Source organism: Streptomyces sp. GL_141 (assembly GCF_057834385.1).
Map to the genome: position 1 here is coordinate 2118657 of NZ_CM174402.1, position 24268 is coordinate 2142924.

Below are 24268 nucleotides of genomic sequence, written 5' to 3' on the forward strand. Positions count from 1 at the left end.
CCCCTTCGCGCCGCGCCCCGGCCACCTCGGCGCCGCGCCACCCACCCCGGCCCGTCTCACACCCTGGGCAGCGGAACCATCATCCCGTCGCCCACCTCGGCGATTTCCGCGTCCGCCCATTCGCTCCCGCACACCTTCGCTCGGTACGTCATCAGCACCGGAATGACCTCACCGAGAAGCGGACCGGTCACGTCCGACCGAATCTCCCCCCGCTCGTTTCCATGACGCACCAGCTCACCGATCAACCCATGCGCCGGTTCGCACAGCCCGGCCCGGACCAGGCACCGGAACCGCTCCACAGGGAGGTGATCGCACTCGTGAAGCACCACCCTCAACGCCTGCCCGTCCGCGCTCCCGAGGCGACGCCCTCCACGATGAGGGCGTGCCGGCCCGCGGTGCTCAGCCGCTCCAACGCGGCGCCGAGAATCGCCCGTTCGAGTTCGGGCCCGCGCCCCGGGGCCGCGCGGGCGTCCCGTACGGCGGGCCCCGCGCGGACCGGCGGCCCTAGGGCGTGTCCGCAATGACATTGCGGACACCCCCTAGTACTCGATCCGGCTCCCGAAGGCCCCCAGGCCCTTGCACTGCTCGTACGAGGCGCTCACCCCGCGCTCGCCCAGGATCTCCCGGGCCCGGCGCTCCCCCAGGCTCGTCGCGTACCAGGGCGTCCGGCCCGCCGCCGCCAGCTCCCTGGCGATCCCGCGCAGGGCGCAGGAGCGCTGGGGCTCGGGCAGCCGGTCCAGGGCGGGTACCGCGTCCGCCGACAGCGACTGGAAGTAGGCCAGGTCGATCTTGCCGTCCTGTTCGTACCGCGTGACGTTGCCCTCCGCGATCACCCCGTCCGGGGACATCAGCCCGAAGGCCAGTACGGCCGCCACGGCGCTCCCCGCGACCGCGCGGGGCAGCCATCGCGCGCCGAACACCCCTCCCACCATGATCAGTACGATGACCAGCCCGAGCCACAGCTCCACACCGGCGACCGACAGGCGCAGCCTGGTCAGCCCGTACGCGTCCACGTACAGGTCCATGCGGCGGAGCGCCGAGGCGACGACCACGAGGGTGAGCGCGCAGAGCGTGCCGAGCACGACGCGCACCAGCCGCCGGTCGCCGGCTCCGTCGCGCGGGGCCCAGCGCAGGGCGAGCGCGATGACGGCGAGGGTGAGCAGCGTGGCCCAGAGCAGCTGCCAGAAGCCCTGGCGCGCGTACGCGGCGTAGGTGAGGCCGGTGGCCTCCAGGACCTTGCGGTAGCCGCCGAAGAGGACGGCGAGCTGGACGGCGTTGAACGCGGCGAAGAGCAGGTTCAGCACGATGAGCGGAAGGGCCCACTCCACCCGCGAGCGCGCCTTCCCCGGGCGCACCGCGATCCGGTCCCAGCGGGAGGGGGCGGCGGCCGCGCGGGCGACGGCGATCGCGACGAGGAGGCCCACCGCGAAGAGCAGGAAGCGGACCGGGCCGCCGATGCCGCTGATGTCGGGGGTCAGCCCGCTCAGCAGGTCGGCGAACGCGGCGTCGGCGGAGGCGAACAGGGCGCCGAAGAGCGCCAGCAGGACCACGGCCACCACCACGGCCTTCGCCACCGGCAGCCAGCTCTCCCGGCGCCCTTCGCCGCGCGAGCGCAGACCGCTCCAGACCCAGCGCACCCCGAGGACGGCGGAGTCCAGGAGGCCGACGGGGCCGAGCAGGATGCCGGGCCAACTGCGGCTGCCGTGCAGGGCCAGGGCTCCCGTCAGGAGAGCCGCGAACAGGGCCAGCACGGCCGGCCAGGCGGAGGCGCGCAGGGCGGGGACGGCGAGCAGCGCGAGACAGCCGAGCGCCCAGAGCGCGGTCCACGGGCGCAGCCCGCGGCCGGCCGTACGGGCGGCAGCGTAGGCGGCCACGAGCGCCGGCAGGACCGCGAGGAGCAGCCCCGGGCCCAGCCCCTCGCCGAGGAGCAGGGAGGCGGCGAGGCCGGAGGCGAGCACGGCGCCCAGCACGACGGCCGGTACCGGTCCGACGGCGGCCGGGCGCGCGGCCTCGGCCCAGGCGAGCGGGGCCATCGACCAGGCGCCGGAGGCGGCGCGCTCCTTGCGCAACTGGTGGGCCTGCCAGGCCTTGGGATCCCAGCCGGGCGGCGCGGACGCGGGTGGTGCGGGCGCGGGTGGTGCGGACGCGGATGGTGCGGGCGCGGATGGTGCGGAGGGAGCGGACGCCGCGTCGGCCCCCGCGCCCGCGGCGTCCGCCGTCCCGGCCTTCTCCGTCCCGGCCTTCTCCGCGCCGGTGTTCTCCGCGCCGGTGTTCCCTGCTGACATCGGGTTCCCCTCCCCTGTCGGCCGCCCCGGCCGTCGGGCAGGGATAGCGAAGCCGACAGAGTAGGCCGGTCACCCGCAGTTTTGAACAGGCTCAAAAGATGCCTGTGGCAGGACCGTGACAAACAGAAGGGTGCGCGACTACTCCGCGGACTCCGGCAGCCAGGCCGGCAGCGCCTCGGTCCGGGCCAGCCAGGCCCGCGGCAGCACCGCGTCCCCGCGTGCGCCCAGCACCCCGCCGACGATCGCGCAGGTGGTGTCCACGTCGCCGCCCACCTGGGCGGTGGTCCAGAAGGCCCGCTCGTAGTCGTCCAGACCCCGCGCCGCCGACCACAGGGCGAACGGCACCGTGTCGTGGGCGCTGGTGCGCCGTCCGCAGCCCAGTACGGCGGCGACGGTGGTCGCGTCGCCGTAGTCGAGCATGTCGCGCGCCCGCCGCACCCCGGCGCCCACCGCGCTACGCGGAACGAGCGCGATCACCCCGTCCAGCAGGTCGGCGGCCTTCGGCGGCCCGGCCGGATCGGCCGCCAGCGCGGCCGCGGCGGCCACGGCCATCGCGCCGCACACCGCCTCGCGGTGCTGGTGGGTGGTGTAGGCGGAGATCTCCGCCTGGTGGGTGGCCTGCTCCGGGTCGTCGGCGTACCAGGCGCCCAGCGGGGCGACCCGCATGGCCGCGCCGTTGCCCCAGGAACCCTGCCCGTTGAACAGTTCCGCGGCGAGCGTGCGCCAGTCCGCGCCCTCGCGGACCAGGCGCAGCATCCGGTTCACGGCGGGCCCGTAGCCGCGGTCGAAGTCGTGGTGGTGTGCGAAGGAGGCGGCCAGCGCGTCCTGGTCCACCCGGCCGTGCCCGGCGAGCACGGCCACCACCGAGCAGGCCATCTCGGTGTCGTCGGTCCACTGCCACGGATCGCTGCCGGCGGGCAGCTCGCGCCGCTTGAGCAGCGGGTAGTTCACGGGGACGAAGTACTGGGAACCCAGTGCGTCGCCCAGGGCCAGACCTCGGAGGCTGGCCATGGCGCGTGCGTAGCGCCCTTCGGGAGAGGAGTCAGAGGTCATCCCGCGTCACTCTAGCCGTCCAGGTCATAAGGCTCGGGTGTGGTCCACCGCTCAAACGGGCGGTCCATCCGGTACCGGCCGTCGGAGCCCAGCAGGAGCACCCGGTACTCGCCGTTCCCCGGGTTGGAGAGGGCTTCGAACTCGGCCACGGACCAGTGGAACCAGCGCATGCAGAACAGCCTCATCGTCAGGCCGTGCGTCACGAGCAGCACGTTCTCGGGATGGTCCGGGGCCTCGAAGCTGCGGTAGAGGCTCTCCAGGAAGGCCCCGACCCGGTCGTACACGTCCGCGCCCGACTCCCCCTGCGCGAAGCGGTAGAAGAAGTGCCCGTACGCGTCCCGGTAGGCCTTCTGCAGTCGTACGTCCTCCCGCTCCTGCCAGTTCCCCCAGTCCTGCTCGCGCAGCCTCGGCTCCTCGCGCATCCGTACGCGCGTCGGGTCCAGGCGCAGCTCGCGGAAGGTCTGCAGGGTCCGGCGGTAGGGGGAGACGTACGCGCTGACGTGCTCGTCCCCGAAGAGATCGCGCAGGCGCACGCCGGCCTCGGCCGCCTGCTCGCGCCCGGTGCGGGTCAGCCGGAGGGCGTGGTCGGGCTCCCTCTCGTACACCGTGTCATCGGCATTGCCCTCCGATTCCCCGTGCCGGACAAGGACGATGCGCCGTGGTCGAACCATTCCACGACCCTATTCGGCCATCGCCGGGCCCATCGACCGGGCTCGCCGGTCGGGCCCGGCGGCGACCATACAGTCGGGTCGTCAGACTCACCCGGTCACACCGTCCAGGACGGTTCGAGGTCGACGACGTCCCCGGTGAGGGCCTCCACGTCGGCCTGGATCTGGGCGCGCAGCGACAGCCGTTCGACGCGTTCCTGCCGGTACTTGCCGTGTTCGGCCGCCGCGTGCCACATCGACAGCACCAGGAACTCGCGGCCGGGAGCCTCGCCGAAGAGGCCGCGGACCATGCCGGGCGAGCCCGCCATGGCCGGGTTCCAGACCTTCTCCTGCATGAGCGCGAAATGGTCCACGCGGCCTTCGCGCACCCGGGTGTGGGCGACCCGGACGACGTCGGCGTCGGTGAAGCGCGGTTCGAAGCCGGTCTTCACGTCGAAGCGGTGGTCGAAGAGCGTGACCCGCGCGTCGGTGTAGGTGCCGTTCTGGGAAGCGGCCAGCCGGTCGTGGGAGCGGGCCATGAAGGAGTCGTAGAAGGAACGGCTCTCCCAGAAGGTGAAGACGTGCGCCACCCCCTGCCGGCCCCGGCTCCAGCCGCCGCCCTGCCCCCGGAATCCGGGTTCGCCGGGCAGCCCCGCCCATTTGCGCTGCCCGCGCTCGAACCCGCGTCGGTCCGTCACCGTGCAGCGAATCCACTTGACCAGCACTGCGCCATCGTACGGGCCCGGCGGGGCCCGGGTCAGTCCTCGGCGCGGTACATCCGAAGGAGTTCCGCCGCGTCCCGCTCGGACAGCCGAAGCCCGAACTCCCGCCCGAGCAGGGCGAGCAGTTCTCCGGCCGGCACCTCCCGCCGCTCGGTCCGCCCGTCGGGGAGCAGCCGGGAAAGCTCCCGCCCTACGAGGGCCAGGCGCTCGGAGTCGCCCTGCCGCTGGACCACGACCCGGCCGACGAAGGCGGAGCGGGGGTGCGAGGAGCTGTAGTGGTTCAGCACCACGTAGTCGACGGGGTGGTAGGGCTGCGGGGAGAAGGCGTACAGGTCCCTCCAGACGCCCTCGCGGGGCACGCACAGCACGAGGACCCCGTCCGCTTCCTCCCGGACGCGGAACACCCACTCCCCCTGGCGCACTTCCGCGCCGGGGCGCGCCAGCGGCACGGGCTCGCGCGGCCCCTGCCAGCCGAACCCGGCGTCGCAGAGCCACGGTTCTCCCTCGACGGTGACGACGAGCACGGCGTGCGTCACCGCGGTCAGGGTGTCCCCCCGGGTGCGGTTGCGGGCGCCGCGTCCGGAGACCTCGAAGCCGATCCGCTCCAGGGCGGCGGCCAGCAGGGTGTTCTGCTCGTAGCAGTAGCCGCCGCGGCGGCCGTGCACGAGCTTGTCCTCGACCGTCTTGACGTCCAGCCCGACGGGGCGGCCGAACAGCACGTCCAGGCTCTCGAAGGTGATCGCACCGGCATGCGCCCGGTGCACTGCCTTCAACGTCTCCAGGTCCGGCCGGAGTTCCCCGCCGCTCCAGCCGATCCTCGCCAGATAGGCGTCCAGATCCAGTGCGTCACCGTTCCACATGGCTGCTCCCCCACACCGTGCCGTCACGTACGGGGCGCCCGGTCACGGCCGCCCCGGCACAATGATCGGCTCGCCGGCCCGGGACGCCAAACCGCTTTCACGCGGCCGGCACGGCACACCCCGCACCGGCGGCGGAGCCCAGCGGGTGCCACTCCACGGGCACGTCGCGCATCAGCAGGGCGCAGTCGAAGTGCGCCGTGCCGGCCGGGAAGCGCTCGGGGTCCTCGAAGAAGGAGGACTCGGCGCGGGTGACCTCGGTGGCCTCCACCCGCCACGCGTCCGTGTGCAGTTGCATGCCGTCGAGCCGTCCCTCGGCACTGGCCGGCGAGTATCCGCGGTCACCCTGCCGGAAGAACTCGGAGGCCTCGGCCAGGTCCCCGAACAGCCGGCTGCCGCGCAGTTCGTCCGCGACCCGGGCCACGACGCCGACCCGCGTGGAGGCGTCCTTGGTCTCGTACGCGACCCCGATCTCCTGCGGGGTCTCCCGTACGTCGAAGACGGCCGCCCCGTGCGCCCCGGGGAACAGCCGGCCGCCCGCCAGGACGTTGAGCCGGGAACCGCTGTCGCGGCGCGGGATCCAGACGCCCGCCTCGACCCCGTCCGGTCCGTCCCATTCGACGGAGATCCGGTGCGCCGCGTTCTCGCTGCGCACTCCGGTACCGGCCGGCGCCCACCTCGGCCGGGTGTCCCCGAGCCGCAGCAGGCAGATCCCGGCAACGGCCCAGCCGCCGACGAGCTGCGGCCTCATCCCGGCCGGCAGCAGTCCCGCCGCCACCTCGGGCTCGACCCGGTAGTTCACGAGCAGCCGCCGCTCGATGACACTCGCGAGCTTCAGACTGATCATTCCGCGCTCTCTCCCGACTCGTTCTTGCGCCGCTGGTGCCGCAGCACGATCTGCTCCGGGCACACCATGCTGAGGAACCGCCCGACGGAGGCGGCCAGCCGCTCCTCGACGAGCGTGTAGAGGATGCGGTTGCCGTCGCGCCGCTCCCGCACCAGCCCCGCGGACTTCAGCACCCCCAGGTGCCGCGACACGGACGGGGCGCTGATGGTGAACCGGCCGGCGATCTCCCCGGCCGCCAGCTCCCCGCCGCGCAGATCCTCCAGGATCTGGCGCCGCGTGGGGTCGGCGAGCGCCCGGAAGACGCCGGCATCGTCGTCGCTCTCGCTGTTCTCAGCCATGCGATCTTTTTAGCACATGAGCTAATTAGCTAAATACAGCACCACCCCGGCACGACCACGTCGGCACCGGGCCGAGGGCACGACGAAGGGGACCGGCCGATGGCCGGTCCCCTTCATGAGCCGCTGGTCAGCCGTCCGCGCGGGTGCGTCCCGCGCCGACGGCTACCGCCGGTGTCAGCTGCAGCCGCTGGTGGAGCCGCAGCCCTCGCAGATGTAGCAGGAGCCGGCGCGCTGCATCTTCGTACCGCAGGAGAAGCACAGCGGGGCGTCGGCGGAGACGCCGAGCTGCATCTCGACCAGTTCGGCGTTGGAGTGCGCCGTCTTGGCGGCCGGGGCCGGGACGATCGCGACCGGCTTGGGGGCCGGGACGGCCTGGACCGCGGCGAGCGGGGCCGCCTGGGTCAGGGACTCCGTGTCGAGCTCCTCGTCGAGGGGCTCGTAGGAACCGGTGTCCAGGTGGCGCTGACGCTCCTCGGCGGAGTGGATGCCGAGGGCCGAGCGGGTCTCGAAGGGCAGGAAGTCGAGCGCCACGCGACGGAAGATGTAGTCGACGATCGACTGCGCCATCCGCACGTCCGGGTCGTCCGTCATGCCGGCCGGCTCGAAGCGCATGTTCGTGAACTTCGCGACGTACGTCTCCAGCGGGACGCCGTACTGCAGACCGACCGAGACGGCGATCGAGAAGGCGTCCATCATGCCCGCGAGGGTCGAACCCTGCTTGGACATCTTCAGGAAGACCTCGCCGAGACCGTCGTCCGGGTAGGAGTTCGCGGTCATGTAGCCCTCGGCGCCACCGACCGTGAAGGAGGTGGTGATCCCCGGGCGGCCCTTCGGGAGGCGCTTGCGGACCGGGCGGTACTCGATGACCTTCTCGACCGCCGTGCGGATGGTCTCCTCGGCCTTCTCGGTGACCTCGACCTTCTCCTCTTCCTTCTTCTTCGCGGAGAGGGGCTGGCCGACCTTGCAGTTGTCGCGGTAGATCGCGAGCGCCTTGACGCCCAGCTTCCACGCCTCGAAGTAGATCTCCTCGATCTCCTCGACGGTCGCCGTCTCCGGCATGTTGACCGTCTTCGAGATCGCGCCGGAGATCCAGGGCTGGATCGCGGCCATCATGCGCACGTGGCCCATCGCGGAGATGGAACGCTCGCCCATCGCGCAGTCGAAGACCGAGTAGTGCTCCTGCTTCAGGCCCGGGGCGTCGACGACCACGCCGTGCTCGGCGATGTGGGCGACGATCGCCTCGATCTGCTCTTCCTGGTAGCCCATGCGGCGCAGGGCCTGCGGAACGGTGCCGTTGACGATCTGCATCGAGCCGCCGCCGACGAGCTTCTTGAACTTGACCAGGGCCAGGTCCGGCTCGACACCGGTGGTGTCACAGGACATCGCGAGACCGATGGTGCCGGTCGGCGCGAGGACGGAGGCCTGCGAGTTGCGGAAGCCGTTCTTCTCGCCGAGGCGGATCACGTCCTGCCAGGCCTCGGTGGCCGCGGCCCAGATGACGTTGTCCAGGTCCTCGGTGCGCGGCGCGACGGCGTTGGCGTCGGCGTGCTGCTTCATGACGCGCTTGTGCGACTCGGCGTTGCGGGCGTAGCCGTCGTACGGGCCGACGATCGCGGCCAGCTCGGCGGAGCGCTTGTACGCGGTACCGGTCATCAGCGAGGTGATCGACGCGGCGAGGGTGCGGCCGCCGTCGGAGTCGTACGCGTGGCCGGTGGCCATCAGCAGGGCGCCGAGGTTGGCGTAGCCGATGCCCAGCTGGCGGAAGGCGCGGGTGTTCTCGCCGATCTTCTGCGTCGGGAAGTCCGCGAAGCAGATGGAGATGTCCATCGCGGTGATGACCAGCTCGACGACCTTGGAGAAGCGCTCGGCGTCGAAGGACTGGTTGCCCTTGCCGTCGTCGTCGAGGAACTTCATCAGGTTCAGCGAAGCGAGGTTGCAGGACGTGTTGTCCAGGTGCATGTACTCGCTGCACGGGTTGGACGCGGTGATGCGGCCGGACTCGGGGCAGGTGTGCCAGTTGTTGATCACACCGTCGTACTGGATGCCCGGGTCGGCGCAGGCCCACGCGGCCTCGGCGAGCTTGCGGAAGAGCGACTTGGCGTCGACCGTCTCGATGACCTCGCCGGTCATGCGGGCGCGCAGGCCGAACTCGGTGCCGTTCTCGACGGCCGTCATGAACTCGTCGTTCACGCGGACGGAGTTGTTGGCGTTCTGGTACTGGACGGACGTGATGTCGTCGCCGCCCAGGTCCATGTCGAAGCCCGCGTCGCGCAGGGCGCGGATCTTCTCCTCTTCCTTCACCTTGGTGGCGATGAAGTCCTCGACGTCCGGGTGGTCCACGTCCAGGACGACCATCTTGGCCGCGCGGCGGGTGGCGCCGCCCGACTTGATCGTTCCGGCGGACGCGTCGGCGCCGCGCATGAAGGAGACCGGGCCGGAGGCGTTGCCGCCGGAGGAGAGGAGCTCCTTGGAGGAGCGGATGCGGGAGAGGTTCAGGCCGGCGCCGGAGCCGCCCTTGAAGATCATGCCCTCTTCCTTGTACCAGTCGAGGATCGACTCCATGGAGTCGTCGACGGCCAGGATGAAGCAGGCGGAGACCTGCTGCGGCTGGGGCGTGCCGACGTTGAACCACACCGGCGAGTTGAAGCTGAAGATCTGGTGCAGGAGCGCGTAGGTCAGCTCGTGCTCGAAGATCTCCGCGTCGGCGGGCGACGTGAAGTAGTCGAAGTCCTCGCCGGCCTTCGTGTACGTCTTCACGATCCGGTCGATGAGCTGCTTCAGACCGGTCTCGCGCTGCGGGGTGCCGACCGCACCGCGGAAGTACTTGCTGGTGACGATGTTGACCGCGTTCACCGACCAGAAGTCGGGGAACTCGACGCCGTACTGCTCGAAGTTCACCGAGCCGTCGCGCCAGTTGGTCATGACGACGTCGCGGCGCGCCCAGGTCACCTCGTCGTACGGGTGCACGCCCGGGGTGGTGTGGATGCGCTCGATACGCAGGCCGCTCTTGGCAGTCTTGGTGCCCTTGGCGCGGGAACCTCGTGCCGAGCTGCTCGCCGTCTCTGTCATGCCGTTCCTCCCAATGCGGGCAAAACGCCCTAAAGTGCCAGCGCTATTCCGCGGCACGGTGCTGTGTGTCTTGTATCTACGTCTTCTTCGCCGGACCCACCGGCCGTTCCACGACGCGCGTGCGACGGGGAACGGGCAGGCCGGTCAGTCGGCGGCGGAGGCGGGCACGGGGACCGGAGCGGTCCCACCGGGCTCGCACTCTTGGTGAGGCCGCGGCACGCGGAGTTCCGCGATGGCGGTCTCGAAGTCTTCGAGTGTGTCGAACGCCTTGTAAACGGACGCGAACCGGAGGTAAGCGACCAGATCGAGGTCCTGCAACGGGCCGAGTATGGCCAGACCCACGTCGTGGGTGGTCAGCTCGGCGCTCCCGGTGGCGCGCAGCGCCTCCTCGACCCGCTGGCCGAGTTTGGCGAGGGCGTCCTCGGTGACCGGCCGCCCCTGGCACGCCTTGCGCACGCCGGAGATGACCTTGGTACGGCTGAAGGGTTCGGTCACCCCGCTGCGCTTGATCACCATCAGTGAGGCCGTCTCCACCGTCGTGAAGCGACGGGAGCAGTCGGGGCACTGGCGGCGCCGGCGGATCGACGTGCCGTCGTCGGTGGTGCGACTGTCGACGACACGGCTGTCGGGGTGCCTGCAGAAGGGGCAGTGCATGGTTCCCTCACCCTCCTCTTGGCACGACTGAATCACCTCGTGAGACCCCTGAACGGCAGAGTCGAAGCTCTGTCGGAGGCTCTCGAAGCAGCCACAAGCATATGCGATGTCGAGGGCCCCGGCCGACCGAGGACCACAACTTCTGGGTGGCAGCGCTCATCCAACCACTAGATCTTGGGTTGTGGTGGATTTACACCGCTCCGCGTGTCGCGGCGTCCGGTGGCCGGATAACAGGCCTCGCGGTGCCACACTGGGCACAGACCCGGACGGCGGCGACCCGACCCGGAAGGGTACCGTAAGCAGTGGCTCCGGAGCCGAACCCCCGTTCGGCCCGGACGGCCCGTCGGCGGCATATACACCTCACGAAGTGAACACGGTGGGTGATCTCCGATTTTTCACTCGAACGTGTGTTTGGCGCAACCTTTCGAAAGCAACTACCGTTGTCCAGCTAGGGAGAACATTTCGAGAGGGGCCGACGTGACCACCACCGCAGACAGTGCCACCATCACTGCCCAGAACCGCTCCCAGAGCCGACTTGAGCCGGTGCATGCCATGAATGACGCAAGTCTGAACCCGGAGGCGGAGCCCGTACGCCCCGCACGCTCGCTGCCAGGGCGACCTCCAGGCATCCGCGCCGACAGCTCCGGGCTCACGGACCGGCAGCGGAGGGTCATCGAGGTCATTCGCGACTCGGTGCAGCGGCGCGGCTACCCGCCGTCGATGCGGGAGATCGGCCAGGCGGTCGGCCTGTCCAGCACCTCTTCGGTCGCGCACCAGCTGATGGCCCTGGAGCGCAAGGGCTTCCTGCGCCGCGACCCCCACCGCCCCCGGGCGTACGAGGTCCGCGGCTCCGACCAGCCCAGCTCGCAGCCCACGGACACCACGGGCAAGCCCGCGGCCTCGTACGTGCCCCTGGTCGGCCGGATCGCGGCCGGTGGCCCGATCCTCGCCGAGGAGTCGGTGGAGGACGTGTTCCCCCTCCCCCGCCAGCTCGTGGGCGACGGAGAGCTGTTCTGCCTCAAGGTCGTGGGCGACTCGATGGTCGAGGCCGCGATCTGTGACGGCGACTGGGTGACCGTCCGCCGCCAGCCCGTCGCGGAGAACGGCGACATCGTCGCCGCCATGCTCGAAGGCGAGGCCACGGTCAAGCGCTTCAAGCGCGAGGACGGCCATGTCTGGCTGCTCCCGCACAACGCCGCCTACCAGCCGATCCCCGGCGACGAGGCCACCATCCTCGGCAAGGTCGTGGCGGTACTGCGCCGGCTCTGACTGCCCGCGCCCTCATCCAGCCCTGGGACCTACTGCGCCGGTCCCAGGGCTGCTTCGTGTTACTTCCCGTCGGCCTGCGCCGCGGCGTCGATCGCGGCGAGCGAGCGGCGGACCTGATTGCGGTCCGTGGTGTACCAGAAGTCCGGCAGCGTGGCCCGCAGGAAGCTCCCGTACCGGGCCGTGGCCAGCCGGGGGTCCAGGACCGCGACGACGCCCTTGTCGCCGGTGGCCCGTACGAGCCGGCCCGCGCCCTGGGCCATGAGCAGTGCCGCGTGCGTCGCCGCGACGGACATGAAGCCGTTGCCGCCGCGCTCCTCGACCGCCTTCTGCCGGGCGCTCATCAGCGGGTCGTCGGGTCGCGGGAACGGGATCCTGTCCATGATCACCAACTGGCAGCTGGGCCCCGGGACGTCCACGCCCTGCCACAGCGACAGGGTCCCGAACAGGCAGGTCTTCGGATCGGCGGCGAAGGCCTTGATCAGCTCGCCGAGGGTCTCCTCGCCCTGGAGCAGGATCGGGTTCTCCAGCCGGCCGCGCAGCTCCTCGGCGGCGGCCTTCGCCCCGCGCATGGAGGAGAACAGTCCGAGGGTGCGGCCGCCCGCCGCCTCGATCAGCTCCGCGAGCTCGTCCATCATGTCGCCGCGGGTGCCCTCGCGGCCGGGGGTGGCCAGGTGCTTGGCGACGTAGAGGATGCCCTGCTTGGGATAGTCGAAGGGCGAGCCGACGTCGAGACCCTTCCACTGCGGCACGTCCTCGCCCTCGACGCCCTCCGGGGCCAGGCCCATCGACGCGGCCACTCCGTTGAAGTCGCCGCCGAGCTTGAGGGTCGCGGAGGTCAGGACCACCGACCGGTCCGCGAACAGCTTCTCCCGCAGCAGGCCGGACACCGACAGGGGAGCCACTCGCAGGGTGGCGCCGAAGCGGTCGTGGCGTTCGTACCAGACCACGTCGTACTCGGAGCCGGCCGTGATCCGCTCGGCCACCCCGTGCACGCTCTCCACCGCGGCGAGCGCCTGCTTGCGGACGGCGTCCTCGTCGTGGACGGACTTGTCCCGCGTGTTGCCGATCGCCGAGATCACGCTGCGCGAGGCGTCCCGCAGGGCCATCAGCGCGTAGCCGAGGTCCTCGGGGATCTCCTCCAGGCGGCCGGGGAGGGCCAGCTCCATGACCCGCTCGAAGGTCTCGGACGCGGTCTGCAGGGAGTCGGCGGTCTTCTCGTCGACCAGCTTCGCCGCACGCTTCACGGCGCGGTTGACCTGGCCCGGGGTGAGCTCTCCCGTGGCGACCCCGGTCACCCGGGACACCAGCTCGTGGGCCTCGTCGACGATCAGCACCTCGTGCTGCGGGAGGACCGGTGCGCCCTCGATGGCATCGATGGCGAGGAGCGCGTGGTTGGTGACGACCACGTCCGCGAGCTTGGCCCGCTCGCGGGCGGCCTCCGCGAAGCACTCCGCGCCGTACGCGCACTTCGTCGCGCCCAGACATTCGCGGGAGGAGACGGAGATCTGCGCCCAGGCCTTGTCGGAGACGCCCGGCGTGAGGTCGTCGCGGTCGCCCGTCTCGGTCTCGTCCGCCCAGTCGCGCAGCCGCAGCAGGTCCTGGCCGAGCTTGCTGGTCGGGGTGGCCGCCTCGAACTGGTCGAAGAGGCCCTCCTCCTCGTCCTGCGGGGCGCCCTCGTGCAGACGGTGCAGGCACAGGTAGTTGGAGCGGCCCTTGAGCATGGCGAACTGCGGGCGGCGGCGGAGCTGCGGATGCAGCGCCTCCACCGTCCGGGGCAGGTCGCGCTCGACGAGCTGGCGCTGGAGGGCCAGCGTCGCCGTGGCCACGACCACGCGCTCGCCGTGCGCGAGGGCCGGCACCAGGTAGCCCAGGGACTTACCGGTGCCGGTACCGGCCTGGATGAGGCGGTGGGAACTGTCGTCGATCGCTTCGGCGACGGCTTCGGCCATGGCCACCTGGCCGGGGCGCTCCGTGCCGCCGACGGCGGAGACGGCGGCGTGCAGCAGGTCGGGGAGGGAGGGCTTCGTCATAGCAGTGCCAACCCTACGGGGCTCCGCCGACAGTGACCGCACCGGCGAGCGGTCATGACCGGTGGAGGGGGTTCGGCACGGTGCCGTACCGCACGGCGTGCGGGCGGTCGGGGCGGTCGCGGTAGCCGTCCTCGTAGAGACGGTTCCTGTTCAGGCAGAGCCTCACGATGCGTTCGCCGAGGAGGTCGAAGAGCTCGTAGCGCTCCTTGAGCTCCGGGAAACGGGCCTGGTGGCGCAGGATCTCCGCCCGCACGAGGGACCAGAACGTGTCCTCCGGGACCCCGAGCCGGTCCTCGCAGAGGGCGGAGAGGTAGCGGAAGACGCCGACGAAGAGCCCCGAGTGGATGAACTGGGGCAGGAAGTCCGCGGGCTCGGTGAGCAGCACCGCCCGGACCTCGTCAGGCACGGCCGCCAGCTCGGGCAGCGGTTCGGCGCTGATGTTGACGTCGTCCACGAAGTCCTTGACCGCGAGCCGGACCGGGACGTCGTGCTCGTCGAAGATCACGACGGTGTTCTCTCCGTGCGGGGAGAAGACGGTGCCGTAGCGGTAGAGGAAGCGGAGCAGCGGCGGCAGCAGCGCGGCGAAGAGGCGCTGGAGCCAGACCGTGGGCGTCAGACCGGAACGGGCGACGAGCTCGGCGGTGAAGGAGCGGCCGCGGGGATCGGTGTGCAGGAGCGAGGAGAGCGTGCGGGCCCGCTCGCCGGGAGCGAGGTGTCGGGTCAGCGGCTCGCGCCAGATCGCGCCGAGGAGCTCCTTGTACTGGTAGGGGACTTCGGGGAGCGCGTCGTAGACGGGGTGGCGGACCGTGACGGAGGCGACCTCGCCGAGCAGGATCACTCCGCATTCCTCGCGGAGGAAGGGGTCGCCGTCGCGCAGGGAGTGGATCCAGGCGGTGACGGCGGGCGCCGCGAGGGCCAGGTCCGAGGGCAGGCCGCGCCAGACCATGGTGTTGAGGACGGAGAGCGGCAGCTTGACGCTGTGGCGGTCGGGGCGGGTGAGGTTGAGGAAGGTGCGGATCGACTGCTGGGGAAGACGGAGGTCGGGGTCGGCGGGGAGCGGCACCAGGGTGCCGGCGGCGAGGGCCGGGGCGAAGAGGGGCAGGAGGACCTCGTCCCACTGCCAGGGGTGGACCGGGAGGTAGAGGTAGCCGAGCGGGTCGAGGCCGCGGTCGCGCAGGGTCCGGTCGAAGAGGGCGCGGGTGACGGGGTCGAGCTCGGCGGAGTAGAGGCGGGCGGGGTCTTCCAGGCCGGCGGTGCCCCGGTAGTGCGCGAGGGAGGTGTGGGCGGCGAGCCAGGGCAGGCGCTGGGCGGTGCGGGCCTCGGGCGCCCAGGCGGCGGTGTCGGAGGCGGAGAGTCCGATCCGCCCCTTGTTGAGGACGAGCCAGGGGTGGCCGGTCTGGTGGCCTTCGAGGGCCGCGTAGTCGAGGTCGGCGAGGACGTCCGCGGTGAGCGCGGTGTGGTCGATGCGGGCGTCGGCCGCGAGCGTGGCGCTGAGCTCGCGGACGAGGTGGCCGAGAGTGGCGCCGTCGAGGCCGAGGAGGGTGCGCGCGCGGATGAGGAAGGCGTACGGGTCCCCGAAGGCGGCCGGCGACCCGGCGGAGGCGGACTGCGGGGTGAGGGTGATCGTGTCGGGGGTGACGTGCCAGCTGCCGTACGCGCGGCGGCGGGCCCGGAAGCCGAGGCTGCTGCCGTCGTCGAGGGTCAGCGTCCAGGCGTCGCCGGAGGCGGCCGGGGCGGGGACCGGGGTGATGATCTCCTCGTACGCGAACTCGCCGAGCATCTTCGCAAGCAGGCGGCGGGCGGCGAAGTCCCAGGTCAGGCGGTTCAGTTCGGGCGGCGTGCACGGGTGCTGGGGCGACGGGGGCACGGTGTCAGAGAAGTGGGGGCCTGGGGAGTCGGGGGCTGCGGGGAAATTCTGCACGGGACTCCTCGGATTCGGGAAAGTTGCTGCGCGGCGCAGGGTTTTCGGGGTGAGTAGTACGGGAAATGAAGGAATGGGCAGGAACGGAACGGCCTGGAGGTACGGGAAGCGCGGAGCGGCACTCAGAGGAGATTGCGCAGCGCCCGCTCGCGGATCATCAGGGCGGCTCGTTTGCCGGGCAGGTCGATTTCGGTGGGGCAGCGGAAGCCGGAGTTCAGGAAGGCTGATACGGAGGGGGTGTTGCGGATGTCCGGTTCGGCGATGACGCGCATGCAGTGGGGGCGGTTGTCGAGCACCAGGTCGGCGACGGCGCGCAGGAGCGCGGTGCCCAGACCTCGGCCGCGGTTCGTGCCGTCTCCGATGAGCAGGTGGATACCCGTGTCGTGGGGGCGCGCCGGGTAGTACGCGGAGAGCGGGTCGAGGTCGGCCCGGTAGATCTCCCAGTAGCTCATCGGCGTGCCGTCGAGGAGGCCGAGGCACGGGATGCTGCGACTGTCTCCGACCATCTGCGCCCAGACGTGGGCGGCGGTGACACCGGCCGGGCCGGCGAGTTCCCAATAGGCGTCCACCTGCGGGTCGTTCATCCAGCCGGTGAGCAGGTCCAGGTCGTGGTCGAGCCGTACGGGTTCGAGGCGGAAGACACCGGACCGCGTCGTGACGCCGCCCCAGGCAGCCGGGGAGTCGAGGAGATCGGCCTCGGCGAGCTGGGGAAGCGACTCGGCGCGCAGACACGGCACGTCGGTGCGGAACGCATCGGAGCGGAACCGATCCGTGAGGAGCACGCCGGTGTGGAGCACTCCGGTGTGGAAGTCGGTGGAGGGCATCGGGGGCTCTTCTCCGTTTCGGTGCTGACGCGTCAATCGTGAAGGGGGTTGGCGATGGTGACGTAGACGGACTGGGTGTCGACGGGGCCGACGAGCTCGTCCAGGCCTCCGAGGCGGGTGAGCAGATTCGCCTTGCAGCGCAGGGTGGGCGAGTCGAGCAGCCTCTCGGGGAGCGGGCCGAGGCCCCTGGCCTTGCCGAGGAAACGACGAAAGGCGGCCAGCAGGATGCGTTCGTCGGCGAGCCGCTGGGATCCGAAGGCTCCGATGAGACCGAGCACGTTGTTGATGCCGAGGTAGTAGGCGAAGCGTTCGTCGGTGACGGCGTCGGAGACGAAGGTGTCGCTCGTGGCGCCGATTCCGGGGAGCCGGCGCTCCAGCTCCGCGCGGCGGGATTCCCGGAAGTAGTAGCCCTGGTTGTCGCGGTAGCGGCCGCCGACCGGCCAGCCGGCCGGGTCGAGGAGGACCAGCGTGTTCTGCTGGTGCGCTTCGAGGGCGATGCCGGCGAGTGCGTCGAAGGCGAGGACCGGCAGGACGACGTGTTCGAGGTAGCGCAGGAACCACTCGGCGGCGACGGCGGAGGTCGTCCGCCCCGTGGTGGCGGCGAGCCCCGAGATGGTCTCGGCGAGCCGGGAGCTCATGCCGGTCCGCCCGGGCCACGGGCGGGGTGCGGTCAGTGCGGCGATGCAGAGGGCGTCGTCGCCCGGTCGGAAGGGGTTGTGCCGGAGCAGGACGTCGAGTCCGGGGACGGGTGTGCCGTCCGGGGCGTCGACGGCGACCCACGCGGGATCGCGGACGATGTCGAAGCCGGGGTGGGCGGACTGCCACCGCTCGGCGAGTCCGGTGCGGAGCAGCCGGTGCACCTCGATGCCTCGGTGGAGTTCCTTGCGGAGGTTCTCCCGACGGGAGTTGGTGATGCGCAGGCCGAGGGAGAGCTTGAGCATCGCGGGGGCGCCGGGCTGGTGGACGGTGCGGATGGAGGAGGTCGGGTACCAGGGGGCGCCGTACAGGCCCAGGTCGTACAGGAGTCCCGCGTCGCGGAGGGCGGCGACCGCGGGGCGCTGGAGCAGGTCGCGGGCCTGCCAGGGGTGAAGGGGAAGGGAGGCGGCGCCGTCGGGCACCGGGAGCCCGGGGGCGAGGCGGCCCAGGAGCTGGGCGGCGGGGACCGGGCGGCCGCGTTCGGTCCAGGCCGAGTCGGTGGCGAGGACGGCGGGTGCGACCGCCACCCAGTGCAGGGGGAAGGAACCGTGCAGTTCGGGTGAGTAGCTGCGCACTTCGGCTTCGGAGAGCCCTTCGCGGCTCTTCGGGGTCGGGTGCAGCGGATGGCCGAGGAGGAGGGACTGTTCGGCGGTGAGGAACCGGTCGGCGGCGACGGGGTCGGGTGCGGCCGGGCGCTGGCGGCGGTCGGTGATGAAATCGGCGGTCCGGTGCACCGAGTCGGCAACCCGCCCGACGAGGTCGGCGCCGCCGGGGGCGCCGTCGCCATGGGCGTTTCCCGCGGTGTCTCCAAGGGTGGCTTCGCCTTCACGGGAGATCAGCGCCGCGAGGGTGACCGCGTCCACGGCCGGGGCGTCGGCGGTGACGCCTTCGATGCGGGCCGGGCCGAAGCGGTGCCAGCCGGCTGCGGACCAGTAGCGGACGGCGACGAGCAGGGCGGCGCCCGATGCGGGGAGGGGGATGCGCAGGACGGGCCCGGCGGGCTGTTCGAGTCCGGTCTCGCGGACCCAGCAGCGCAGCAGGTTCTCCACCGAGGCGGCCTCGGCGGCGACCCTGGGATCGGGGTGGTCCAACGGCTCGGCCGCTCCCGCGCGGGGCCGGGCGGTACCGTCCTTCTGCCGTGGCACCGCGGCAGGTGACTGCGGCTCTGCCGGCGGCCAGGGCATGCCCGCGGCAGGCATGCCCGGAAGCCCACCTGCAGGACCGGTGGAGCCGTCACCCGGCGGCGCCGACGCCGTGGCCCGCTCCTCCGCTTCGGCTGCGCCGTGTCGTGGGGCCACCGCGTCCTGGGCAGCGATGGGCGTGCCGGTGGAACCCGAGGCCGAAGGGGCCACCTCAGAAGGCCCCTTGGGCACGGCCCTGCTCTGACCTCCCGAGGGCAGCTCGCCCGAACGCCCGGGTCCCGGAGGCGCCGGGTCTGCCGAGGAGCCGGGTCCGGTCGCCGCTCCCCGGACTTCCGCCCCGGACCGCCCGGCCTGGGCCTCCGCGGAGCCCCCGCCCGGCAACCCCTCAGCCAGTCCTGCCGGACCACCATCGGCCGCGTCCCCGGAACCCGGCCGCGAAGCCACGGTCGAGGACGCCCTGCCCAAGACCCCACTGAGAGCCGCTCCCCCGACCTGCGCCAAGCCACCGGCCACCGACGGCCAGGCGGCGGCCCCGCTCGAAGACCCACCGGACACGGCCGCATCGACGGCGGACCGAGGGGAGGCGTCCGCCGCACCGAGCAACGGCGGCCACGCCGTAGACCGCAGCGTCGACTCACCGGACACAGCCCCATCGGCAGAGGACCGAGAGGAACCGTCCGCCGGACCGAGCAACGGCGGCCACGCGGTAGGCGGCGGCCCACTGGCCACATCCGCGTCGACGGAGGACAGGGGGAAACCGTCTGCCGCAGCAGGATCGGCGGCAGGCTGAGGAGAACGTTCCGGCGAAGCGGGTGGCGCCTGCCCTGAGGGGGCTGCGAATGGAGGCTCGCTGCCCGGGGCCGCGGGCGAAGCGGGCGACTCGGGTCGGGTCGCAGCAGCCGAAGGTGACGCGGACGGAGTGCCGTCCGCGGGGAGGGAGGAGGTGGTTCGGGCCGAAACAGCCGTTCCAGCCGAGGCCGCATTGACTGCGGGCTGCCCGTCCGGGGCCCCCGCGACGGCCGGGGCTGGGCTCGTGCTGGGAGCCGTGGGCTCAGTACCGGAAGGCTCCCCGATCCGGATCGGCAGGTTCCCGGCGGAGGCCGTCAGGGAGGGCGAGGGGCGGCCGTCCGGAGAAGGTGCCAGCCCGGCGCCGGGGGCCGGGCCCGACGGCGACGTAGGTGCGGTTCCGGGCATCGGGGTCGACAGCGGCATGGGCACGGATCCAAGAGTCGGGGCCGACAGCGGCAGGGGGACGGATCCAAGGGGCGAAGCCGACGGCAGCGTAGGCCCGGACCCCAGGGGCGAGGCCGACGGCAGCGTAGGCCCGGACCCCAGGGGCGGGGCCGACGGCGGCGCGGGCTCGGACCCGAGGGGCGGGGACGAAGGCGACGTAGGCGCGGACCCCAGGGGCGAGGCCCACGGCGACTTGGGCCCGGACCCCAGGGGCCGGGACGACGGCAGCGTAGGCCCGGACGCCAGAGGCGAGGCCGACGGCGACTTGGGCCCGGATCCGAGGGGCGGGGACGAAGGCGACGTAGGCGCGGATCCCAGGGGCGGGGACGGCGGTGGTGGTGCGGCTGGGGCTACGGGGGCTGGCGCCGGTGCGCTCTCGGCGGCGGACCGGGGCCCCGGGGCGGGGGGCGGCGTCGGCTGGAGCACTGTGGGGGCGGTCAGGAGCAGAGAGGGCCAATGCCCGTCCGGAGCAGGTGAGCCCTGGGCGCCCCCAGGGGGTGCACCGATCGTGGGCGGTCCTCCGGGAGGAGCGGCTGATGCGGTTGAGCGGGGACCGGCCTCCTCCGGAGTCGGCCATGGTGAGGAGCCGATGGGGAGAGGCATGGAGGGCGTGTGCCCGTATCCGAAGGCAGGGGGAGAGCCCGGAGCGTCCGGAGAGGGACCCGGACCGCCCCCTACACCGGGTGGCGTGCCGAGGGGCGAGGCCGACATCCCCGATGGAGCGACGGGCCCCGGCATCGGCAGGGGTGCGGCCGCGGTCGGAGCAAGGGGGAGCCGTGACGGATCGGCATGGTCCGACAACGGCAGCACGGGGGCGAGCGAAGAATCCGATGAGGTGAGCCGATCAGCGGGCATCGGCGACGGGGTGACCGGCTCGGCCGGAGCCAGCAGGGACCGTGGCGCATCGTCAGGCGTCGAGCCGGGCGGCACGGAAGCCGCCGCCGACGGGAGCGGCGAGCCCAGCCGCTCGGCCGGTGCCGAGAGCGGCAGCGCGGGAGCAGGCGACGAGTCCGGCGACGGAGGAACGGAATCAGTCGCAGCAAGCAGTGACAGCGGCGGATCGGCGGGCGGCGCGGAGGCGGTCGTAGGGAGCGGCGAACCCAGCCGATCAGAAGACACCGTCGGCGGAGGGGCCGGGGCAGACGGAGAGTCCGGTGACGCCTGCGGAGCAGCGGGCATCGGCCTAGGCGGTGCGGACTCACCCGGAGTGGGTGGGGGCCGTAGCGGGTCGGCGACCACCGGCCCGGTAGGACCAGAGGCCGCCGGACGGCCAGGGGTGGGCCGGAAGCCGGGAGACGCCAAGGGATCAGCGGGCATCGGCCCCGGCGTCGCGGGCTCAGCCTGGGCCGGCGGGGACGGTAGCGGAGTGGTGAGCGCCGGCGGCGGGATGGACGCGGCCCGAGCCTGCGGGGGCTCCGGCGAAGTCGTGAGCGGAGGGGGCGGGGCGGCAGCGGCCTGAGGTGGTGGAGACCCCAGCGGAGCCGGGGGCGGCGGGGTGGCCGCGGTCGGAGTCTGCGGTGGTTGTGGGGGGTTGGCAGGTGGCTGCGCGGAGGCGGGTGGCGGGGAGGTGGGCCCCAAGGGGGTGCGCAGCGGGGCCGACGACACCGTGGACCCGGCCTGGGGAAGGCTGGATCCCAAGGCTGCGGACGGCGCCCCCGTGGACGGGGCCGACGGAAGGGTGGGACCCAAGGCGCCGGGCCCCAGCACCGTAGGCGTCGCCTGCGGAAGGGTCGGGTCCAAGGCTGTAGGCGGCAGCCCCGTGAACGGGACCGACGGATGGGAGGAGCCCGAGGTATCGGGTGGCGGCCGTGTGGGGGCCACCGGCGGGAGGGCGGAGTCCAAGGCCCCCGGAGGCGAGACCGAGGATGGGGCCGACAGCAGCACCGTGGGGGTCGACGACGGAAGGGTGCGGTCCGACTCTGCGGGCGGCAGCACCGGTGGCACCGCGGACGGGTCCGACGGGTGGGTGGGACCCGAGGTGCCGGGTGGCCGCACTGCGGGGGCCACCAACGACAGGGCGGAGCCCAAGGCACCGGACGGCGGGCCCGGGGGAAGGCTGGAACCCAAAGCTGCGGGCAGCGGCATCGTGGACGGGGCCGGCGGGAGCGTGGGATCCTCCGCGGCGGCTGGCAGCACCGTGGGCGGGACCGCGGACACCCTGACGGCAACCGACGGAAGAGGCGAACCCAAGGAGCCAGGCAGCGACACCACGGACGGGACCGGCGCAAGGGCGGGATCCCCCGCCGCGGGAGGCAGCACCGTGGGCGGGACCGGGGGCACCGTGGCGTCGGCCGACGGGAGGGTGGGACCCGAGGTGCCGGGCCGCAGCGCCGTGGGGGCGGCCGAAGGGAGGGCCGAGCCCGAAGTGACGGTCAGTGGCGGCGACGGCTGGAGGGGCGGGCCCGAGGTGGCGGTCGACAGTGGCGGCAGCGTGGGGGTTGCCGCCGCGAGGGCGGAGTCCAAGGCGCCGGGACGCGGGACCGAAGTGCCGGGAGGGGAGACCGAGGTACCGGTCAGTGGCGGCGGCGACTGGAGGTCCGGGCCGGAGGTGCCGGGCGACGGCGGCGGCAGCGTGGGGGCGGCTGCCGGGAGGACGGAGTCCAAAGCGCCGGGAGCCGGGAGCGAGGCGCCGGGAGCCGGGACTGAGGTGACGGTCAGTGGCGGCGGCGACTGGAGGGCCGAGCCCGAGGTGCCGGGCGACAGCGGCGGCAGCGTAGGGGCGGCTGCCGGGAGGACGGAGTCCAAAGCGCCGGGAGCCGGGAGCGAGGCGCCGGGAGCCGGGACTGAGGTGCCAGTCAGTGGCGGCGGCGACTGGAGGGCCGAGCCCGAGGTGCCGGGCGACGGCGGCGGCAGCGTAGGGGCGGCTGCCGGGAGGACGGAGTCCAAAGCGCCGGGAGCCGGGAGCGAGGCGCCGGGAGGCGCGACCGAAGTGACGGGCGGCGGGACCGAAGTGCCGGCAGGGGGGACCGGAGTGACGGGCGGGGGGGCCGAGGTGACGGTCAGGGGCCGCGACGGCTGGAGGGGTGGGGCCGCGGTGGCGGGCGGGAGGGGGTTGGGGGGAGGTGGGGGTGTGGGGTGGAGGGGGTCGGGCATGGGGGTCCTTAGCGGCGGGTGGCGGCGGGGATGGCGTCGGCGAGGCGGTCGAGGACGGCCGCCGCCTGTTCGTCGGTCAGGGTGAGAGGGGGGAGGAGGCGGACGACGCTGGAGTGGCGGCCGCCGAGTTCGACGATCAGGCCGCGGTCCAGACAGGCCTGGCGGACGGCCACGGCGAGCTCGGGCGAGGCTTCCCCGGTGTCGGGGTCGGCCAGTTCGACGCCGATCATCAGCCCGCGGCCCCGTACGTCCGCCACGCAGGGGTAGGACGGGATCAGGCCGCGCAGCGCGGTGAGCATGCGCGCGCCCAGGATCCGCGCGCGCTCCGCGAGGCCGTTCTGCCGGACGTAGGCCAGCGTCGCGGTGCCCGCCGCCATGGCGAGCTGGTTGCCGCGGAAGGTGCCGGCGTGTGCGCCGGGGGTCCACTGGTCCAACTCCGCCCGGTACACGATCACCGCGAGCGGCAGGCTGCCCCCGATGGCTTTGGAAAGCACCATCACGTCGGGGACGACCCCCGCATGGTCGACCCCCCAGAAGGCCCCGGTGCGCCCGACCCCGGTCTGGACCTCGTCGGCGATCAGCGGGATCCCCCGCTCCGCCGTGATCTCCCGCATCCTGCGCAGCCAGGCGTCGGGGGCGGGGTGGACCCCGCCCTCTCCCTGGACGGGTTCGACGATCATCCCGGCGGGCGCGGGCACCCCGCTCTTGGGGTCGTCCAGCAGGTTCCGCGTCCAACGGGCCGACAGCTCCGCCCCCTCGGCCCCGCCGACCCCGAACGGGCAGCGGCGGTCCTGCGGATACGGCAGCCGGGTCACCCGTACGTCCGCGGCCCCGCCGGACAGGGCCAGCGCCCCCGCCGTCATGCCGTGGTAAGCCCCCGTGAAGGCGAGCATCCCCGACCGGCCGGTCGCGGTGCGGACCAGGGTGAGCGCGGCCTCCACGGCGTCCGTCCCGGCCGGTCCGCAGAACTGGATGCGGGCGTCCGCGGCCAGCTCCGCCGGCAGGTTGGCGAACAGCTCGGTGGTGAAGGCGTCCTTGACCGGAGTCGCGAGGTCCAGCACGTGCAGCGGGGCCCCCGAGTCGAGGACCCCGCGGATGGCCTCGAGCACCACCGGGTGGTTGTGGCCCAGGGCGAGGGTCCCGGCGCCGGAGAGGCAGTCGAGGTAGCGGCGCCCGTCGGCCCCCTCGATGGTCAACCCCCGTGCGCGCACGGGCACGATGGGCAGGGAGCGCGCGTACGTCCGTGCCGCGGACTCCCGTTGTGCCTGCCTGCGCAGGATCCCCTCGCCCGGACCCCCATCCGGCCCCGGTCCCGCCCCCGGCACCGCCCCCGGACCCGGCCCGGTGAAGTGCCCTTTCTCCTCAACCCGGTCCGCCTGCCCCGGGACCTGCTCCCCGGCCGTGGCCTGCTCGCCCGTCCAAGCCGTCAAAGGCACGAGTGTCGCTCCTCCCGCACGGTTGCGTTGCCCTTCCGGGGTGCGCTTCGAACACCCACGCTGCTCCCCCATCCCCCGTACGTACCAACGACGGTGGCGGCGACGGATCACGGGTGGGCCCAAGATCCTTGCCCGGCCGGGATCCCGGCCCG

At 72.7% G+C, this 24268-nt stretch carries 16 protein-coding genes; 1 reads left to right on the forward strand and 15 read right to left on the reverse strand.

The window, feature by feature from the left end; translation table 11 throughout:
- Positions 1-56: 56 nt before the first annotated feature.
- The 10 genes from AC3IX6_RS08920 to nrdR all read right to left on the reverse strand — a co-directional run bounded on the left by AC3IX6_RS08920 (position 57) and on the right by nrdR (position 10472).
- Positions 57-527, reverse strand: coding sequence for a TetR/AcrR family transcriptional regulator C-terminal ligand-binding domain-containing protein (locus AC3IX6_RS08920; protein ID WP_489371379.1), 471 nt, complete (start codon positions 525-527; stop codon positions 57-59).
- Positions 528-539: 12 nt separating this feature from the next.
- The gene (locus tag AC3IX6_RS08925; RefSeq protein WP_489369689.1) at positions 540-2285 is read right to left on the reverse strand and encodes a DUF4153 domain-containing protein; all 1746 of its coding nucleotides are present in this window, start codon (positions 2283-2285) and stop codon (positions 540-542) included.
- Positions 2286-2423: 138 nt separating this feature from the next.
- The gene (locus AC3IX6_RS08930; protein ID WP_489369690.1) at positions 2424-3338 is read right to left on the reverse strand and encodes an ADP-ribosylglycohydrolase family protein; all 915 of its coding nucleotides are present in this window, start codon (positions 3336-3338) and stop codon (positions 2424-2426) included.
- 11 nt (positions 3339-3349) lie between these two features.
- On the reverse strand, positions 3350-4009 hold the full coding sequence (locus AC3IX6_RS08935) for a histidine phosphatase family protein (protein ID WP_489369691.1): 660 nt from the start codon (positions 4007-4009) through the stop codon (positions 3350-3352).
- A 95-nt stretch (positions 4010-4104) separates the two neighbouring features.
- On the reverse strand, positions 4105-4710 hold the full coding sequence (locus AC3IX6_RS08940; RefSeq protein ID WP_250748831.1) for a YdbC family protein: 606 nt from the start codon (positions 4708-4710) through the stop codon (positions 4105-4107).
- Positions 4711-4742: 32 nt separating this feature from the next.
- Entirely contained in the window at positions 4743-5567 is an 825-nt protein-coding gene (locus AC3IX6_RS08945) for an arylamine N-acetyltransferase family protein (protein ID WP_489369692.1), read from the reverse strand.
- A 97-nt stretch (positions 5568-5664) separates the two neighbouring features.
- Positions 5665-6411, reverse strand: coding sequence for a DUF2071 domain-containing protein (locus AC3IX6_RS08950; protein ID WP_489369693.1), 747 nt, complete (start codon positions 6409-6411; stop codon positions 5665-5667).
- Entirely contained in the window at positions 6408-6749 is a 342-nt protein-coding gene (locus AC3IX6_RS08955) for a metalloregulator ArsR/SmtB family transcription factor (protein ID WP_489369694.1), read from the reverse strand. Before AC3IX6_RS08955 ends, AC3IX6_RS08950 begins: the two co-directional genes overlap by 4 nt.
- Positions 6750-6923: 174 nt before the next feature.
- Positions 6924-9818, reverse strand: a complete 2895-nt coding sequence (locus AC3IX6_RS08960) for a vitamin B12-dependent ribonucleotide reductase (protein WP_489369695.1) — start codon at positions 9816-9818, stop codon at positions 6924-6926.
- Positions 9819-9962: 144 nt separating this feature from the next.
- Positions 9963-10472 (reverse strand): transcriptional regulator NrdR, encoded by a 510-nt coding sequence (gene nrdR / locus AC3IX6_RS08965; RefSeq protein WP_489369696.1) that lies wholly within the window; start codon positions 10470-10472, stop codon positions 9963-9965.
- A gap of 477 nt (positions 10473-10949) precedes the next feature.
- On the opposite strand from nrdR, the gene lexA reads away from it, so the two are divergent.
- On the forward strand, positions 10950-11741 hold the full coding sequence (lexA, locus tag AC3IX6_RS08970; protein ID WP_489369697.1) for a transcriptional repressor LexA: 792 nt from the start codon (positions 10950-10952) through the stop codon (positions 11739-11741).
- Between the two features lie 59 nt (positions 11742-11800).
- Here lexA and AC3IX6_RS08975 read toward each other — a convergent pair whose 3' ends face one another.
- The 5 genes from AC3IX6_RS08975 to AC3IX6_RS08995 all read right to left on the reverse strand — a co-directional run bounded on the left by AC3IX6_RS08975 (position 11801) and on the right by AC3IX6_RS08995 (position 24005).
- The gene (locus AC3IX6_RS08975; RefSeq protein ID WP_489369698.1) at positions 11801-13771 is read right to left on the reverse strand and encodes an ATP-dependent DNA helicase; all 1971 of its coding nucleotides are present in this window, start codon (positions 13769-13771) and stop codon (positions 11801-11803) included.
- Between the two features lie 52 nt (positions 13772-13823).
- Complete coding sequence (locus tag AC3IX6_RS08980) at positions 13824-15692, reverse strand: IucA/IucC family protein (protein WP_489369699.1); 1869 nt, start codon at positions 15690-15692, stop codon at positions 13824-13826.
- A 122-nt stretch (positions 15693-15814) separates the two neighbouring features.
- Positions 15815-16516 carry a GNAT family N-acetyltransferase gene (locus AC3IX6_RS08985; RefSeq protein ID WP_489369700.1) on the reverse strand — a complete coding sequence of 234 codons (702 nt, stop codon included), beginning with the start codon at positions 16514-16516 and terminating at the stop codon, positions 15815-15817.
- 32 nt (positions 16517-16548) lie between these two features.
- Positions 16549-18411 carry an IucA/IucC family protein gene (locus tag AC3IX6_RS08990; RefSeq protein ID WP_489369701.1) on the reverse strand — a complete coding sequence of 621 codons (1863 nt, stop codon included), beginning with the start codon at positions 18409-18411 and terminating at the stop codon, positions 16549-16551.
- Positions 18412-22688: 4277 nt separating this feature from the next.
- Positions 22689-24005, reverse strand: a complete 1317-nt coding sequence (locus AC3IX6_RS08995) for a diaminobutyrate--2-oxoglutarate transaminase family protein (RefSeq protein ID WP_489371380.1) — start codon at positions 24003-24005, stop codon at positions 22689-22691.
- Positions 24006-24268: the final 263 nt, after the last annotated feature.

Bases quoted from the DNA above. Each gene is read 5' to 3' on its own strand.
- AC3IX6_RS08920 (WP_489371379.1), bottom strand. From the start codon at position 527: ATGTCATTGCGGACACGCCCTAGGGCCGCCGGTCCGCGCGGGGCCCGC.
- AC3IX6_RS08925 (WP_489369689.1), bottom strand. From the start codon at position 2,285: ATGTCAGCAGGGAACACCGGCGCGGAGAACACCGGCGCGGAGAAGGCC.
- AC3IX6_RS08930 (WP_489369690.1), bottom strand. From the start codon at position 3,338: ATGACCTCTGACTCCTCTCCCGAAGGGCGCTACGCACGCGCCATGGCC.
- AC3IX6_RS08935 (WP_489369691.1), bottom strand. From the start codon at position 4,009: ATGGTTCGACCACGGCGCATCGTCCTTGTCCGGCACGGGGAATCGGAG.
- AC3IX6_RS08945 (WP_489369692.1), bottom strand. From the start codon at position 5,567: ATGTGGAACGGTGACGCACTGGATCTGGACGCCTATCTGGCGAGGATC.
- AC3IX6_RS08950 (WP_489369693.1), bottom strand. From the start codon at position 6,411: ATGATCAGTCTGAAGCTCGCGAGTGTCATCGAGCGGCGGCTGCTCGTG.
- AC3IX6_RS08955 (WP_489369694.1), bottom strand. From the start codon at position 6,749: ATGGCTGAGAACAGCGAGAGCGACGACGATGCCGGCGTCTTCCGGGCG.
- AC3IX6_RS08960 (WP_489369695.1), bottom strand. From the start codon at position 9,818: ATGACAGAGACGGCGAGCAGCTCGGCACGAGGTTCCCGCGCCAAGGGC.
- nrdR (WP_489369696.1), bottom strand. From the start codon at position 10,472: ATGCACTGCCCCTTCTGCAGGCACCCCGACAGCCGTGTCGTCGACAGT.
- AC3IX6_RS08975 (WP_489369698.1), bottom strand. From the start codon at position 13,771: ATGACGAAGCCCTCCCTCCCCGACCTGCTGCACGCCGCCGTCTCCGCC.
- AC3IX6_RS08985 (WP_489369700.1), bottom strand. From the start codon at position 16,516: ATGCCCTCCACCGACTTCCACACCGGAGTGCTCCACACCGGCGTGCTC.
- AC3IX6_RS08990 (WP_489369701.1), bottom strand. From the start codon at position 18,411: ATGCCTGCCGCGGGCATGCCCTGGCCGCCGGCAGAGCCGCAGTCACCT.